Genomic DNA, 15,196 nt, shown 5'->3' on the forward strand with positions numbered 1-15,196 from the left:
CTATTGGTTCTATATAGGTTCTATTATGTCGGATATGAATAGAACCACCTTAATCACATCCATCGAAGAGCGCGGCCTGCACGATCCGCAGCGGACGGGGCCGCTTTATCGCAATCTGGCGCGTATTCTCGGTGAACTGATTGAAGAGGGGAAACTGGCCCCCGCTGTCGGTCTGCCGCCGGAGCGCGACCTAGCCGAGGAGCTTGGGCTGGGGCGCATCACGGTGCGCAATGCCTATAAGGAATTGCTGGCGCAGGGTGCGGTTGAATCAAGGCGCGGCAGCGGTACATTTGTTGCGGAGCGCCCCGCGCGCATCAGCCAGCATTTGTGGCGGCTGACATCGTTTTCGGAAGACATGCTGTCGCGTGGCAAGGAGCCGGGCGCGCGCGTGGTGACGAACCGCCTCGACAAGCCGTCGCCGGATGAAGCCTTTCGGCTCGGCGTCGGCGTGGATACGTCCATTGTGCGGCTCGACCGCCTGCGTCTTGCCGATGGCGTGCCGATGGCTTTTGAACGCGCCGTGGTGCCGCGCCATTATCTGGATACGGATCGTGTCGATGAAGCGTCGCTTTATGGCGCGCTGGCGCGGCGCGGTTACAAGCCGGTGCGCGCCTTGCAGCGGTTGACCGCCGTGACTCTTGATCCCGGCACCGCGCGCCTTCTCGGCGTGCATCGTGGCGCTCCGGCGCTTTTGATTGAACGCATCTCGCATCTCGATGACGACCGTATCGTCGAATACACCCGCTCGCATTATCGCGCCGACGCCTATGACTTCGTCGCCGAACTGAAAATTGGAGAATGACCATGGTAAGCCAACCATCCCTGATGTTGCAGGAAACCGAGCAATCGCCTGCGGTGGTTGCAACGCTTCTGGAAAAGGAAGCCGCCACGCTGGCCGAGATCGCAAAGATTTTCGCGAAGAATGAACCGGCAGTCATCACCACGGCGGCGCGCGGTTCTTCCGATCATGCGGCGACATTCTTCAAATATCTGATGGAAATCACCACGGGTATTCCGGTCGCCTCCATCGGGCCTTCGGTTGCTTCGGTCTATGGCTCGAAGCTGAAGCTTGCGCGCGGCGTGCATTTTACCGTTTCACAGTCTGGTGCCAGCCCCGACATCGTGGCAGCACAGGCCGCAGCCAAAAAGGGCGGCGCAACGACGATTGCCGTGGTCAATGTGGTGGACAGCCCCCTCGGCAAAGAGGCGGATCTCGTGCTTGCGCTGAATGCCGGTGAGGAAAAGAGCGTTGCGGCCACAAAGTCCTTCATTGCCGCAGTGGCTGCCCTGTCGGGCGTGGTCGCGGCTGCAAGCGGCGATGCCGATCTGCGCGCCGGTTTAGAGCGTCTGCCGGAAGCGCTTGCCGCAACCCGCCCCGATGGGCGCGAAGCTGTCGAAAACCTTCTTTTCAATGCGCGCTCGCTTTACACGGGCGGTCGCGGCACGGCCTATGCCATCGCGCTGGAAGCCGCCCTGAAGGCCAAGGAAACCGCCAATATTCATGCGGAAGCCTTTTCGCTGGCCGAACTGATGCATGGCCCGATGCGACTGGTGGAGGAAGGTTTTCCGATTATCTCCTTCCTGCCGCGCGACGAGGCTTTCGACACCAATATTGCGGCCTTGAAGCGGTTGCATTCCTTCGGCGCCAGCATCGTGACCTTGTCCGATGCCGAAACGCCGGGCTTCCGTCTGCCATCGGCCAGCACGGGCAGCCCGCATCTTGATCCGCTGGTTTCGCTCATCAATTACTATCGCGTCATTGAAGCGGTGACGCGCCGCAAGGGTTTTGATCCCGACAAGCCGCGCAATCTCAACAAGGTGACGGTGACGGTATGACAAAAAAATCAGCAATAGCCGGTGCGCGGATTTTCGACGGCGAGCGGTTTCACGATCAGTCTGCCCTTGTTTTCAGCGACGGCAAGGTCGAGGCCATTGTACCGGAGGCGGCACTTGGCGAGGCCCATCAGGTCGAGCGCGTGAAGGGTGGCGTCATTGCGCCGGGTTTTATCGATGCGCAGGTCAATGGCGGCGGCGGGCGGATGCTCAACGATCAGCCGACGCCGGAAACCATGTTCGTGATTGCCGAAGGGCATCGCAAATATGGCACCACCAGCCTGCTGCCGACGCTCATTACCGATACGACTGTCGTGCGTGACCGCGCCATTGAGGCGGCCGTTGAAGCGGTGAAAGCCGACAAGGGTGTCGCAGGCCTGCATCTTGAGGGGCCGCATCTGGCGCCTGCACGCAAGGGCGCGCATCTGGCCGAGTTGATGCGTCCGGTCGATGACGCCGATATCGCTCTTTATATCCATACGGTCGAACAGATCGGTACATTATTGGTGACCATGGCCGCCGAACAGGTGACGCCGGAACAGGTGCGCCGTTTGAGCGATGCCGGTGTGGTGGTCAGCATTGGCCACAGTGACACGACGGCGGAAGAAGCTTTCAAGCGTTTCGATGCCGGTGCGCGCAGCGTTACCCATCTCTTCAACGCGATGAGCCAGATCGGCCATCGCGCGCCGGGTCTTGCCGGGGCGGCGCTCGACCATCCGGAGATCTGGTGCGGGATCGTTGCCGATGGCCACCATGTCGATCCGATGGCGCTGCGTCTGGCGCTGCGCGCCAAGCGCGGCGACGCGCATCTGTTCTTCGTCACCGACGCTATGGCACTGGTCGGCTCCGATGCGGAGAGCTTTGAGATCAACGGTCGCGCCGTGCGGCGCGTACCGGGCGGCATCTGCTCCAAGCTGATCCTGTCCGATGGCACCATTGCCGGTTCCGACCTCGACATGGCCTCGGCGGTTCGGTTCGGCGTGGCGGAACTGGAATTGACGCTAGCCGAAGCCCTGCGCATGGCAAGCCTTTATCCGGCCCGTTATTTGCGGCTCGCTGATCGCGGATTGCTGCGCCCCGGCACGCGCATGGATGCGGTGCATCTTGATGACGGGTTGTTTGCCAAGACAACCTGGCGCTCCGGCGTGAAACAGGCAGCCGGGTGAGGGGCAGACCGATGACAGCTATTACCGACCGTTATTTCAACGATCTGATTGCCCGTCTGGCGAGCCTGCGTGACCGCCTGGCCGAACCGATGGAAAAGGCCGCCGACCTGATTGCCACCGCCGCGCGCGCCGACCGTCGGGTCTATGTGTTTGGCACCGGCCATTCTCACATGATGGCGGAAGAGCTGCATTATCGCGCCGGCGGTCTGGCGATCACCGTGCCGATCCTTTGCGGTGCGATCATGCTGCAGGATGGGGCCGTAGCCAGCTCGCATTTCGAGCGTATCGAAGGCGCGGTGCTGCCGATCCTCGACCGCTACGGCATTCAGGAAGGCGATGTGCTGATCGTCGTGTCCAATTCCGGCGTCAATGCCGCGCCCATCGAAGCGGCGCGCTATGCCCGCGAGAAGGGCGCTGCGGTGATCGCAGTCACTTCGGTGACTTATTCCAGCGCGATTGCCAAAGGACGCACGCAGTTGCTTTCGCTGGCCGATGTCGTTCTCGACAATGATGCGCCTGCGGGCGATGCCGTGTTGGAAGTGGAGGGCAGCGCTCTGAAAGTCGGGCCGGTTTCAACGGCACTGGGCGTTACGATCCTGAATGCGATCTTTGCCGATGTTGCGTCCCGCCTCGTGGATGACGGCAGTGCGCCGATCTATCTCAGCGCCAATATGCCGGGGGCAAGCGACGTGAACCGGGAACTTGTCGCGCGGTACAGGGACCGCAATCCGCATCTTTGATCAAATAAGAGCAATCTTTCCTCCAAAGTTGCTTGATAGCGCAATCCGGTCAGTGCATTACGCATTCTGGCATGGCGGAGACCGCATCGTGAACTAGTTTCAAGGCGCGCGCTTTGGCCTGCGCCTTCGAAAACTGAGGAAGTCCGATGCATAATTTTGTCCTGACCGTCACCTGCAAGTCCACCCGCGGCATCGTTGCCGCAATTTCGGGTTACCTTGCGGCTAAGGGTTGCAACATCATTGATAGCGCCCAGTTCGACGATCTCGATACGGGTCGTTTCTTCATGCGCGTCAGCTTCATTTCGGAAGAAGGCGTGGCGCTCGAAACCCTTAGCGAAGGCTTCCAGCCGGTTGCGGCACCATTCGAAATGGATTTCGATTTCCACGACAACGCCAAGCGTACCAAGACGCTTCTGATGGTCTCGCGTTTCGGCCATTGCCTCAACGATCTGCTCTATCGCTGGAAGATTGGCGCACTGCCGATCGATATTGTTGGCGTGGTGTCGAACCATTTCGATTATCAGAAGGTGGTGGTGAACCACGATATTCCCTTCCATCATGTGGCCGTCACCAAGACCAACAAGCCGGAAGCCGAACAGCGCCTGATGGATATTGTCAACGATACCGGCACGGAACTGGTCGTGCTGGCGCGTTACATGCAGGTTCTGTCCGACCAGCTTTGCAAGCAGATGTCTGGCAAGATCATCAATATCCACCACTCGTTCCTGCCATCTTTCAAGGGGGCGAACCCCTACAAGCAGGCCTATGAGCGTGGCGTAAAGCTGATCGGCGCGACGGCGCATTACGTCACCGCCGATCTCGACGAAGGCCCGATCATCGAGCAGGACGTGGCGCGCATTACGCACGCGCAGAGCGCTGCCGATTACGTCTCCATCGGTCGCGATGTCGAGGCGCAGGTACTGGCCCGCGCAGTCCACGCGCATATCCACCACCGTTCATTCCTCAACGGTAATCGCACGGTCGTCTTCCCGGCGAGCCCGGGGTCGTTCGCTTCCGAGCGTATGGGGTGATATTGCCGCTCTGGCGCCCTGCAAATCGCGTCTTTTTGCGCTTCCGATACTCACGTGCTTCAGTACGTTGCGCGCCGGTTCTCAAAAGCCACGATTTTCGGCTCGCCATAACGACAATCTCGCTAGTCGCCAATACAAATCCAATAAAGAACCCCGCTTTTGCGGGGTTTCTTTTTATCAATATTTGTGAGTGAGTTCTTGGAGTGGATTTTAAGAAAAAATAATCTAAGATCTAAAATGTAAATAAATATTAGAGGGTTTTATGAAAAAGTATTCTTTATTTTTCTTTGCATTGTCGACTTTTATCGCGTCAGGATATGCTTATGCCGGACAACAGGCTTTAGTACAGATGGCATCACCTTCGATAAGCAACACATCACAACAGGTGTATCGGGTTTCTCAGGCGGTGCCGAAGAAACGGCGCTTCGTTTCAGATCGCAAGCAAGTGCAGCATTCTTCGACGCTATATTCGTCTCTTGATGCATGCAAGAACAGCGGGTGCCCTGAATCTCATTGCCTCCAGACATGCCATGGGTGGCAGTGTGCAAGTGAGTAGAGAGCCTTCGGCAGTGGCGAGAGTTGCTTGGAATGAACGTATTATAACGGGCGGTCTCTCTCATGTGAAAAAGCAAGCGATGGTGTCAAACCAATCCGCAGCTTGATCCCGGTCCGAAAATACGTAGGACTACAACACAAAAAACCCCGCCGAAGCGGGGTTTTCTTTTGAGCTTATTTCAAGATCAGTCGATGTCGAAGGAAACGCCCTGTGCCAGCGGGAGTGCCTTCGAATAATTGATGGTGTTGGTTGCGCGGCGCATATAGCCCTTCCACGCATCCGAACCGGACTCACGACCGCCGCCGGTTTCTTTTTCGCCGCCGAATGCACCGCCGATTTCGGCGCCCGAAGTGCCGATATTGACGTTGGCGATACCGCAATCCGAACCTTCAGCCGAGAGGAAGTGCTCAGCTTCCTGCAGGTTTAGCGTGAAGATCGAGGACGACAGGCCGGCGCCAACTTCGTTATGGCTCGCCAGAACGTCGTCGAAGTCGGAATATTTCATCACATAAAGGATCGGAGCGAAGGTTTCTTCGAGAACCGGGCCTTCCTGTTTCGGCATTTCGACGATGGCCGGACGCACATAGTAAGCGTTTTCATGGCCGGTATCGACGCGCTCGCCGCCCTGAACCTTACCGCCATGGGCGGAAGCTTCCTTGAGGGCCTTCTGCATGTTGTCGAAGGCAACCTTGTCGATCAGCGGACCGACCAGAGCGGTGGTTTCAAGCGGCGAACCGACGGAAACGCTGGCATAGGCTTTCTGCAGACGTGGGACGAGGGCGTCATAAACGCTTTCATGAACGAACAGGCGACGCAGCGTGGTGCAGCGCTGGCCTGCGGTGCCCATGGCGCCGAAGGCAATTGCGCGCAGCGCCATGTCGAGATCGGCCGACGGGCAGACGATACCGGCATTGTTGCCGCCGAGTTCGAGGATCGCGCGAGCGAAACGCTTGGCAAGACGCGGACCGACTTCGCGGCCCATGCGGGTCGAGCCAGTGGCCGAGAGAACCGGAACCTTCGGGCTGTCCACGAGTACTTCGCCGATTTCGCGGTCGCCGAGCAGGACCTGCGAGAGGCCTTCCGGCGCATCGCCGAAACGCTTCAGGGCGCGCTGGAAGATCGCGTCGCAGGCGAGAGCGGTGAGGAGGGTCTTCTCAGACGGCTTCCAGACAACCGAGTTGCCGCAAACGATGGCGAGAGCCGCGTTCCACGACCAGACGGCCACAGGGAAGTTGAAGGCGGAGATGACGCCGACAACACCGAGCGGATGCCAGGTTTCCATCATGCGATGGCCAGCGCGTTCGGTTGCAATCGTCAAGCCGTAGAGCTGGCGCGACAGACCGACAGCGAAATCGCAGATGTCGATCATTTCCTGCACTTCGCCGAGGCCTTCCGAAGTGATCTTGCCAGCTTCGATCGAAACGAGGCGGCCCAGATCTTCCTTGGAAGCGCGCAGTTCTTCGCCGAGCAGGCGGATCAGTTCGCCGCGCTTCGGCGCCGGAACGTTGCGCCAGACGCGAAAGGCTTCATCGCCCTTGTCGATGATCTTGGCGGCGTCGTCCTTGCTGTGGGTCTTGACCGATGCGATTTGCTCGCCCGTGACCGGGCTGAAACCGGCAAGGTTGCCTGCGGTGTAAACGGCAGCGTCAACACCGAGCTTGGCGAGAAGCTCTGCGGCTTCCTTCTTCACGTCGACTTTTCTGACAGCGGTGTTCATAGCTTTCCTCTCTATGTCTTAACTTTATTCTGCCGCTTCAAGGCCGCCGAGGCGGGCCTGTACGGCTTCGATGGATTCGCGTTCGATGCGGGCATAATGCTCGAATTCGTTGAGAACCTTGGCGCCAAGGTCTTCTTCAAAACGCTTCTGGTTCGGGCTTTCCACGAATTCCTGCGTGTCGTCATCGCCCAGATTGGACTGGAATATACCGGCTGCACTGACCGGCAGGAAGTCTTCATAGGTCAGCGGGTCGAACTGCACCGCGCCAGCGGCGACGAGAAGCTCGATATCGGTGTTCGGCTTGAAACTTGCAAGCTTCGCGGCATCTTTGACCGAATAGGCGAAGTAGCCGAGACCCGCTTCGCGAATGCCAGCCCAGGTGTCCGGAAAAGCCGCAAAGGTGTCGCTCAGCGCCTTGACGTAAGCGCTTGCATTGGAGCCATCCGGGGCCGGACGGGCAATGGCGCGTGTGTCGTTGAGAAGCTTGTCGTAAAGGCCACGACCTTTGGGCGTCAGTGCAATGCCGCGCTGTTCGATTTCACCGAAACGGGCAGTGTGCGAACCGGCGGTCCACTGACCGTCGCTGCCGATGAAGGAGACTTCTTCTTCCAGAGCCTTGAACGAGGTCTGGCGCAGAAGGATCGGGCAGTTGCGAGTCGGCGGACCTTCGACGACAGCCTTCGGATTGATGCCGCGTTCCGGCATCTGGTCCTGCACGGCGTCGATGTCGAGCGTGCGCGGCGTCAGATGGTTGATGTGCGGACCCTTGAACGACACAACGTCGGCAATCAGGCGATGCGCATCATGCAGGCGATGGTAAAGCTCGGCGGAAACATTGGCGTGGTCGTGCCAGCGGAAGGTTTCCAGCACTTCAGCCACGAAAGCCTTGGCGTCGGCATCGTCGAGGCCGCCATTGGCTTCAGCCTTCTCGACCAGAGCAACGGCGCCTGCGGTGAAGATGTTGCGCTTGGCAAGAACGTCTTCAGACTCTGCGCGCAGCTGCTCGTCGGCAATAAGGTCGAGACGCAGAAGCGACGTGAAGACGCGGAACGGATTGTGTTTCAGCGCGGCGTCGTCGATCGGACGGAAAGCGGTGGAATGCACGGGAACGCCAGCCGCACTCAGATCGTAATAGCCGACAGGGAACATGCCCATCACCGCGAAGACGCGGCGCATCATGGAAAGTTCGGCGGCGGTGCCGAGACGGATGGCGCCATGGCGCTCTTCGGAAATACGCTCCAGCGAGTCAGTTTCCGTCAGGCGTTCATGCAGATGCCTGTCGTCGGCCAGAACCCTGGCGTTCACATCCGCGACGAGTTCCATCAGCGTGCCGTAGGCAGGCACTTCTTCCCTGTACATGCCGGACATCGCAGCTGAAAAAGCGGAACGAATGGCGTCTGGCGATACGAATTTCTGCGCGTTCATGGCGTATGCTTCCGTGGAACCTAAACTGTCTTTGTAGGGGTCATATTCAGCAATGCGAAAACATGACGGGATTATGATGAAAATGTATCATATCAGCCGTTTTCCGGTTATGATCGCGCTGAAAGCAACTATGTTAATGCGAGATTGGAATGAAGCTAAGCAGGAGACTGATTCCGGACATCGCCACTTTGCAAGCCTTTGAATGTGCTGCGCGCCATGGCAGTTTCACCCAGGCAGCCAATGAACTCAATCTCACCCAGAGCGCCGTCAGCCGCCAGATCAAGGATCTGGAAAGCCAGCTCGGCGTGCTTTTGTTCGAGCGTATCCGCCAGCGCATTCTCCTGTCCGATGCCGGGCGCAAGTTTCTGCCGGAAGTGCGGCGTCTTCTCAACCAGACCGAAGATACGATGTTGCGCGCGATGGCTTCAGCGCAGTCCACGTCTTCGTTCAGCGTCGCGACCTTGCCGACATTCGGCTCGCGCTGGCTGATGCCGCGTATTCCGGATTTTGTCGAGAAGCACCCGGGGATTGCTATCAATGTCGCGTCACGTTCCGGCGTGTTCGATTTCGAGGAAGAGCCGCACGATCTTGCCATCCATTACGGCCAACCAGTCTGGGCGCATGCGACCTGCAGCTTTTTGTGCAGCGAGGTGATTGTGCCGGTTGCAAGCCCGCGCCTGCTGGAAACCCGCCATCCTTCCGCGCCGGAAGAACTTGAAAGCGAACCGCTTCTGCATCTGGCGACGCGACCGAAAATGTGGGCGCAATGGTTTGAAAGCTGCGGTGTCGAGGGGCAGTCGGCCTATCGGGGGCATCGTTTCGACCAGTTCTCGATGGTGATTGGCGCGGCTTTGGCCGGTCTCGGCTTTGCGCTTCTGCCGCTTTACCTGATCGAGCAGGAATTGCGCGATGGCGAGCTGGTGCTGCTTTTCGAGAAGCCCATGCGGACCGAGAATGACTATTATCTCGTCGTGCCGGAAGGAAAACTGGAAAATCCGCTGACGCAGATATTCTGCCAGTGGATTGCCGGCCAAGTCGGCAATACGGACTATTCGGCACTGGTTCATTCCAAACCGGAATGAATTGTTGCGCAATTAGCGCTGTCCAACCGGCTTTCGCGGCGTGAAATAGATGCAGTCCGGCACGCGATGTGCCTTCCACGATACGAAATGGTTGTTGCTCTCAATGTTGAACGATCCGCGCTCTCATGGTCTTTGGGAAAAGACCGCTCCGGCTGCTCCGAAGACGACCTCGCTGCAAGGCGATCTGACGGCGGATGTGGTGATTGTGGGCGGCGGTTTCTCCGGTCTTTCCACGGCCTTGCATCTGGCGGAAAAGGGCGTCAAGGCGATCGTCCTTGAAGGCATCGAGATCGGCTATGGCGGTTCAGGCCGCAATGTCGGTCTGGTCAATGCGGGCATGTGGGTGATGCCCGATGATCTGCCGGGCGTTCTCGGCGAAAAATACGGTGCGCGCCTGCTCGATGTTCTAGGCAATGGCCCGAAGCTGGTTTTCGAAATAATCGAGAAAAACAAGATTGCCTGCGAAGTCGAAAAGCAGGGCACGCTTCATTGCGCTGTGGGCGCGAAGGGTCTCAAGGAACTGGAAGACCGCTGTGAGCAATGGGCGCGCCGTGGCGCCAATGTGAAGTTGCTGGACGCGAAGGAAACGGAAGCCAAGGTCGGCACCAGGGCCTATGCAGGTTCGCTGCTTGATCTGCGCGCCGGAACAATCCAGCCGCTGGCCTATGTGCGCGGTCTGGCCCATGCGGCCGTTGCTGCAGGCGCACAGATTTTCACGGGCAGCCCGGTGGTCGGCGCAAGCGAGCAGAACGGCAAGTGGACGGTCAAGACCGCCAAGGGTTCGGTCACGGCGGATTGGGTGGTCGTCGCCACCAATGCCTATACCAACGCGCCATGGGCCGAAGTCCGAGCCGAACTGGTGCATCTGCCCTATTTCAATTTCGCGACCACGCCGCTCTCGGACAATCTGAAGAGGACCATTCTGCCGGAACGTCAGGGCGCATGGGATACGAAAGAAGTTCTGTCGTCCTTCCGTTTCGATCAACAGGGTCGTCTGGTTTTTGGCAGCGTCGGCGCGCTGCGCAATACGGGCGCTGCCGTGCACAAGGCATGGGCGAAGAAGTCGCTCAAGCGCCTGTTCCCGCAGATCGGCAATGTCGAGTTCGAGGCGGAATGGTATGGCAAGATCGGCATGACCAATGACAGCCTGCCAAAGTTCCATCGTCTGGCGCGCAATGTGGTGGGTTTCTCCGGCTATAATGGTCGCGGCATCGTCCCGGGCACCGTGTTCGGCAAGATATTGTCGCAGCTCGTTTCGGGCGAAATCACCGAAGACGATCTGCCGCTGCCGGTCAGCGATCCGAAGGCGCAGAATTTCCGGGGTGTTCGCGAAGCCTATTACGAGGCGGGCGCACAGATCGCGCATGTCGCAGAAATGGTCATCTGATTTTTTTGCCCCTCTGCGGCTTGTCATAAAACCGCAGCGCAAATCCTCTATTGCGGTGCGCATCGCCTTCATGTCGAAGGGATGCGGATCGCTGATAGGCAAAAATATTCAATGCCTTATAAGCCTTCCGATGGACGTGATTCCGCCGGAAGGCTTTTTGTTTTCCGCAGACCAGATCGCAGGATGTTTGACAGGTGCACCATGAATGGAAATGATCGTGCCTATCGCCATAACAGCATCTGCGCGCTATCAGTTCGCACGCGGCAGGGCTGCGCTGGCATTGCCGGCCATGCTGGCGAGCATTACACCGAAATCCGAGGAGCAAATCCCATGAACAAGATGCTGAAGCGGGCCGTTGCCGTACCTGCGCTTCTTGCTCTATCCATCGCTGTGGCACAGGCCGACACGCTGACGCTTTATACCTCGCAGCCCGAAGCGGATGCGACCAAGACCGTCGAGGCTTTCCGCAAGGCCAATCCGGAAACGGAAGTGCAGATTTTCCGCTCCGGCACCAGTGAACTCCTCACCAAGCTTGCCGCCGAATTCGCCGCCGGTGCGCCGCAGCCCGACGTGCTTTTGATCGCCGATGCCGTGACCATGGAAGGCCTGAAGAAGGACAAGCGCCTGCTCGCCTATCCGGAAGCCAAGGTCGATGGTTTTGCCGCCGACTCCTATGACGCCGACAAGACCTATTTCGGTTCCAAGCTGATTACCACCGGCATTGCCTATAACACCGGCGCTGCGCAGAAGCCGGAACATTGGGCCGATCTCGCCAAGGCCGAGTATAAGGGGCAGGTGGTGATGCCGAGCCCGCTTTATTCGGGGGCTGCGGCCTATCTCCTCAGCGGCTTTGCGCTCAACAAGGATCTGGGCTGGGATTATTTCAAGGGCCTCAAGGCCAATGAACTGGCAAGCGTGAAGGGCAACGGCGCGGTACTGAAGTCGGTTGCCAGCGGTGAAAAGCCTTATGGCATCCTCGTCGATTTCATGGCGCTCAATGCCAAGGCCAAGGGCTCGCCGGTCGAGTTCGTGTTCCCGTCGGAAGGCGTGCCAGCCGTGACCGAGCCGGTCGCCATCATGGCCACTGCCAAGAATGTCGATGGCGCCAAGAAGTTCGTTGACTTCATCCTCTCCGACGACGGCCAGAAGCTGGCGCTGGAGCAGGGCTATCTGCCTGCCAAGGAAGGCGTTGGCCGTCCTGCCTGGCTGCCGGAAGGCACCAAGATCAACATCATGTCTATCGACACCCAGAAGGTTCTCGATCAGACTGATGCCGACAAGAAGCAGTTCTCCGAGCTGTTTGGCGGATAAGGCATTTCGATGCGTATCATAAAAGACCTTCAGGGCCGCGATGCGGCCCTGATTGTTGGCGTAACGCTGATCGTGGCGGTTCTGTCGCTTCTGCCGATGGGCCGACTGCTGGTGGAACTTGTTGCGCCGCAGGGGCAGTTTTCGACTTCCGTTCTGGTGGAGACACTGGGCAGCCAGTCGACATGGGTTGCAACCTGGCATTCCCTGCAAATCGGCATTGGCGGCGCGGTGCTGGCGCTTGCCTTTGGCATTGCTGCTGCCTTGCTGGTCGGTCTCACCAATATGCGCGGGCGCAATGTCTTCGTGCTTTTCTATGTGACGCCGCTTCTGATCGCGCCGCAGGTGACGGCGCTGGCCTGGCTGCAGCTTTTTGGGCCATCGAGCCAGTTTCTCAAACTCCTCGGCATGGCGCCGCCGCTTGGCAGCCGCAATCCGCTCTATTCCGTCTGGGGCATTATCTTTCTGCTCGGCGTGCAATATGGGCCGCTGGTTTTCCTCATTGTGCGGGCGGGTCTGCGCAAGCTGCCGCGTGAACTGGTCGAGGCCGGTTTGAGCGCAGGTGCCGGCAAATGGACCGTGCTGCGCACCATCATATTGCCGCTGATGACGCCATCGATCATCGGCGCTGCCGTTCTGGCCTTTGTCTCCTGTGTCGGCAATTTCGGCATTCCGGCCTTTCTTGGCATTCCGTCGAATTATCTCGTCCTGCCGACGCTTATTTATCAACGCCTTGCCGGTGGCGGGCCATCGGTTCTGTCGAGCGTTGCTGTGCTGTCGGTGCTGATTGGGCTGATCGCCATGGCGGGCATCGCGGCGCAGGACTATGCGTCACGCAGGCGCGATTTCCGCATCGTCTCCACATCGCTGCCCGCAGCGCCCTTTGCGCTCGGACGCTGGCGACTTCTGGCGGAAGTGGCGGCATGGCTGATGATCGTCATCGTGCTGCTGCTGCCGCTGATCGGACTGACGCTTTCGGCGCTGGTCCCGGCCTATGGCGTACCGTTGACTTTTGCCACCGCGACATTTGAAAATTTCCGCTTTGTGCTCATGGAACATGGTGGGGCTGCGCGCGCCTTTGGCAACAGCATTCTGCTGTCGCTGATCGCAGCACTCTTTGCGGTTCTGATCGCCGTACCGCTCGCTTATATGCTGGCATGGCGCAAGCGGCGCTGGACCCCGGTGCTCAATTTCGCAGCCGAACTGCCCTACGCTCTCCCGGGCGTCGTGCTGGCCATTGCCTGCCTGTTGATGTTCCTGAAGCCGCTGCCTGTGATCGGCGTCAGCCTCTACAACACGCTATGGATCATCCTTTTTGCCTATCTCGCGCGGTTCTTCGTGCTGGCGCTGCGGCCAACGGTTGCCGGTCTGCACCAGATCGACCGTGCGATGGAGGAAGCGGCACGGGTTGCGGGCGCAGGGCTTTTCTATCGACTGCGCACGATTATATTTCCTCTTGTCGCACCGGCGACGCTTGCAGGCGGCGTGCTCATCTTCATGACCGCGTTTTGCGAGCTGACGGTTTCGGCGCTTCTCTGGGCGTCGGGGTCGGAAACGCTGGGTGTGGTGATGTTTTCTTTCGAACAGGCGGGTGATTCCGCCTATGCGGCTGCCATATCCATTCTGGCCGTTGCGGTGACATTCATGCTGATGCTTGCAACAAATCTGTTTGCGCGGCGTCTTCCAAACGGAGTCCTGCCATGGCGCGACTGAAGATCGACCAGGTATCCAAGACGTTCAACGGGTTTCAGGCCCTGTCCGGCGTGACGCTGGATGTGAATGACGGCGAGTTCGTTGCCATTCTCGGGCCTTCCGGCTGCGGCAAGACAACATTGCTGCGCATGATTGCGGGCTTCGAAGAAGTGGACGGCGGCGAAATCCATATTGGTGACAGCTGCGTTTCCCATGCAGACGGCAATGTGCCCCCGGAAAAGCGGCAGGTCGGCATCGTCTTCCAGAATTATGCGCTCTGGCCGCATATGACCGTGGCGGAAAATGTCGGTTACAGTCTGCGCGTGGCCAAGGTCGGCAAGGCCGAGCGTGAACGCCGGGTGAGGCAAGCACTGGCGCTGGTCGATCTCGACGGGTTCGGTGATCGCCGCCCCGCCAATCTTTCCGGCGGGCAACGCCAGCGCGTGGCGCTCGCCCGCTGTCTGGTGGCAGCACCGTCGCTGGTACTGTTCGATGAGCCGCTCGCCAATCTCGACGTGCATCTGCGCACTTCGATGGAAGACGAGTTTGCCGCTTTCCATAAGCGCACCGGCACGACGATCATCTACATCACCCACGATCAGGCGGAAGCCATGGCGCTGGCCGACCGCATCGCGGTGCTCGATCACGGCAAGCTGCAGCAGTTCGATACGCCGCGAAAACTCTATGAAGAACCCGCCAGTGAAATGGTGGCCTCCTTCATTGCGCATGGCATGGTTCTGCCTGCCGAAGTGGTGTCCTTTGCGCAAGCGGGCCATTGCGAAGCGCTGGTGCTTGGCAGCCGCGCGCAGGTGCGGTGTTCAGGCATCGAAATGCCGCGCGCCAATGCGCAGCTTTGCGTGCGTGCGGCCGATCTGAAGCTTACCGAGACCGGCGGCATTCCGGTCCGCGTGAAGCGTTCTGTCTATCGCGGCGGCGGCTCGCGCCTTGAGGCCGAAGTCATCGCCAAGCCAGAGATTTCCTTGCATTTCGAAGTGCGTGATCCCGTCCGGCTGGAAGAGGGCGACGAGGTGCGCATCGCCATTTGCGGCGGCTGGATCATCCCCACCGAGGACATGCCGGTGAGAAAAGCCTCAACCGGCTTTCCGATCGGCAACAAGATCTAACTTAACTCCAACAGACTGATCGTGAGCTTGGCTCAGCCCTAGCCACAGCCCAGCCCCTCATCCTGAGGGGCTCCTTGAGTTTTGCGAAAGGAGCCGTCTCGAAGGAGAGGGGCGGTTTCTGTGTTTTCCCTCGCC

The 15,196-nt window shown here is 59.1% G+C and carries 14 protein-coding genes; 12 read left to right on the forward strand and 2 right to left on the reverse strand.

Annotated features, from left to right (window positions below; translation table 11 throughout):
* The first annotated feature begins 34 nt into the window (after positions 1-34).
* The 5 genes from WIX40_RS17200 (at position 35) to purU (ending at position 4,770) form a co-directional block, all read left to right on the forward strand.
* Positions 35-802 (forward strand): GntR family transcriptional regulator, encoded by a 768-nt coding sequence (locus WIX40_RS17200; RefSeq protein WP_109370284.1) that lies wholly within the window; start codon positions 35-37, stop codon positions 800-802.
* A gap of 2 nt (positions 803-804) precedes the next feature.
* Positions 805-1,836, forward strand: coding sequence for an SIS domain-containing protein (locus tag WIX40_RS17205; protein WP_339440827.1), 1,032 nt, complete (start codon positions 805-807; stop codon positions 1,834-1,836).
* Entirely contained in the window at positions 1,833-2,999 is a 1,167-nt protein-coding gene (nagA, locus tag WIX40_RS17210; protein WP_339440829.1) for an N-acetylglucosamine-6-phosphate deacetylase, read from the forward strand. Before WIX40_RS17205 ends, nagA begins: the two co-directional genes overlap by 4 nt.
* 11 nt (positions 3,000-3,010) lie before the next feature.
* Positions 3,011-3,739 (forward strand): SIS domain-containing protein, encoded by a 729-nt coding sequence (locus WIX40_RS17215; RefSeq protein ID WP_109369566.1) that lies wholly within the window; start codon positions 3,011-3,013, stop codon positions 3,737-3,739.
* A 146-nt stretch (positions 3,740-3,885) separates the two neighbouring features.
* Positions 3,886-4,770, forward strand: coding sequence for a formyltetrahydrofolate deformylase (gene purU / locus WIX40_RS17220; protein WP_109369565.1), 885 nt, complete (start codon positions 3,886-3,888; stop codon positions 4,768-4,770).
* Between the two features lie 740 nt (positions 4,771-5,510).
* On the opposite strand, the gene amaB is transcribed toward purU, so the two are convergent.
* Positions 5,511-7,043 carry an L-piperidine-6-carboxylate dehydrogenase gene (gene amaB, locus WIX40_RS17225; RefSeq protein ID WP_339440832.1) on the reverse strand — a complete coding sequence of 511 codons (1,533 nt, stop codon included), beginning with the start codon at positions 7,041-7,043 and terminating at the stop codon, positions 5,511-5,513.
* 24 nt (positions 7,044-7,067) lie between these two features.
* Positions 7,068-8,468: a 2-oxoadipate dioxygenase/decarboxylase HglS gene (hglS, locus tag WIX40_RS17230; RefSeq protein ID WP_109369563.1), complete on the reverse strand. Its 1,401-nt coding sequence runs from the start codon at positions 8,466-8,468 to the stop codon at positions 7,068-7,070.
* Between the two features lie 149 nt (positions 8,469-8,617).
* Here hglS and WIX40_RS17235 point away from each other — a divergent pair, with 149 nt between their 5' ends.
* The 7 genes from WIX40_RS17235 (at position 8,618) to WIX40_RS17265 (ending at position 15,061) form a co-directional block, all read left to right on the forward strand.
* Positions 8,618-9,550 carry a BAB2_0329 family transcriptional regulator gene (locus tag WIX40_RS17235; protein WP_121536588.1) on the forward strand — a complete coding sequence of 311 codons (933 nt, stop codon included), beginning with the start codon at positions 8,618-8,620 and terminating at the stop codon, positions 9,548-9,550.
* Positions 9,551-9,653: 103 nt separating this feature from the next.
* Entirely contained in the window at positions 9,654-10,937 is a 1,284-nt protein-coding gene (locus WIX40_RS17240) for an NAD(P)/FAD-dependent oxidoreductase (RefSeq protein ID WP_109369561.1), read from the forward strand.
* Positions 10,915-11,142 carry a hypothetical protein gene (locus WIX40_RS17245; RefSeq protein WP_140024314.1) on the forward strand — a complete coding sequence of 76 codons (228 nt, stop codon included), beginning with the start codon at positions 10,915-10,917 and terminating at the stop codon, positions 11,140-11,142. Before WIX40_RS17240 ends, WIX40_RS17245 begins: the two co-directional genes overlap by 23 nt.
* Positions 11,143-11,271 carry a hypothetical protein gene (locus WIX40_RS17250; protein WP_339440833.1) on the forward strand — a complete coding sequence of 43 codons (129 nt, stop codon included), beginning with the start codon at positions 11,143-11,145 and terminating at the stop codon, positions 11,269-11,271.
* The gene (locus WIX40_RS17255) at positions 11,268-12,248 is read left to right on the forward strand and encodes an ABC transporter substrate-binding protein (RefSeq protein ID WP_171318479.1); all 981 of its coding nucleotides are present in this window, start codon (positions 11,268-11,270) and stop codon (positions 12,246-12,248) included. The genes WIX40_RS17250 and WIX40_RS17255 overlap by 4 nt, the downstream gene beginning before the upstream one ends.
* Before the next feature lie 9 nt (positions 12,249-12,257).
* Positions 12,258-13,958: an ABC transporter permease gene (locus WIX40_RS17260; RefSeq protein ID WP_339440834.1), complete on the forward strand. Its 1,701-nt coding sequence runs from the start codon at positions 12,258-12,260 to the stop codon at positions 13,956-13,958.
* Complete coding sequence (locus WIX40_RS17265) at positions 13,946-15,061, forward strand: ABC transporter ATP-binding protein (RefSeq protein WP_339440835.1); 1,116 nt, start codon at positions 13,946-13,948, stop codon at positions 15,059-15,061. The genes WIX40_RS17260 and WIX40_RS17265 overlap by 13 nt, the downstream gene beginning before the upstream one ends.
* Positions 15,062-15,196 lie beyond the last annotated feature (135 nt).

Source organism: Ochrobactrum teleogrylli, from assembly GCF_037482325.1.
Taxonomy (GTDB): Bacteria; Pseudomonadota; Alphaproteobacteria; order Rhizobiales; family Rhizobiaceae; genus Brucella; species Brucella teleogrylli.

Coding starts and splice junctions, on each gene's coding strand:
- WIX40_RS17200 (WP_109370284.1), top strand. CDS start 35: ATGAATAGAACCACCTTAATCACATCCATCGAAGAGCGCGGCCTGCAC.
- WIX40_RS17205 (WP_339440827.1), top strand. CDS start 805: ATGGTAAGCCAACCATCCCTGATGTTGCAGGAAACCGAGCAATCGCCT.
- nagA (WP_339440829.1), top strand. CDS start 1,833: ATGACAAAAAAATCAGCAATAGCCGGTGCGCGGATTTTCGACGGCGAG.
- WIX40_RS17215 (WP_109369566.1), top strand. CDS start 3,011: ATGACAGCTATTACCGACCGTTATTTCAACGATCTGATTGCCCGTCTG.
- purU (WP_109369565.1), top strand. CDS start 3,886: ATGCATAATTTTGTCCTGACCGTCACCTGCAAGTCCACCCGCGGCATC.
- amaB (WP_339440832.1), bottom strand. CDS start 7,043: ATGAACACCGCTGTCAGAAAAGTCGACGTGAAGAAGGAAGCCGCAGAG.
- hglS (WP_109369563.1), bottom strand. CDS start 8,468: ATGAACGCGCAGAAATTCGTATCGCCAGACGCCATTCGTTCCGCTTTT.
- WIX40_RS17235 (WP_121536588.1), top strand. CDS start 8,618: ATGAAGCTAAGCAGGAGACTGATTCCGGACATCGCCACTTTGCAAGCC.
- WIX40_RS17240 (WP_109369561.1), top strand. CDS start 9,654: ATGTTGAACGATCCGCGCTCTCATGGTCTTTGGGAAAAGACCGCTCCG.
- WIX40_RS17245 (WP_140024314.1), top strand. CDS start 10,915: ATGTCGCAGAAATGGTCATCTGATTTTTTTGCCCCTCTGCGGCTTGTC.
- WIX40_RS17250 (WP_339440833.1), top strand. CDS start 11,143: ATGGAAATGATCGTGCCTATCGCCATAACAGCATCTGCGCGCTATCAG.
- WIX40_RS17255 (WP_171318479.1), top strand. CDS start 11,268: ATGAACAAGATGCTGAAGCGGGCCGTTGCCGTACCTGCGCTTCTTGCT.
- WIX40_RS17260 (WP_339440834.1), top strand. CDS start 12,258: ATGCGTATCATAAAAGACCTTCAGGGCCGCGATGCGGCCCTGATTGTT.
- WIX40_RS17265 (WP_339440835.1), top strand. CDS start 13,946: ATGGCGCGACTGAAGATCGACCAGGTATCCAAGACGTTCAACGGGTTT.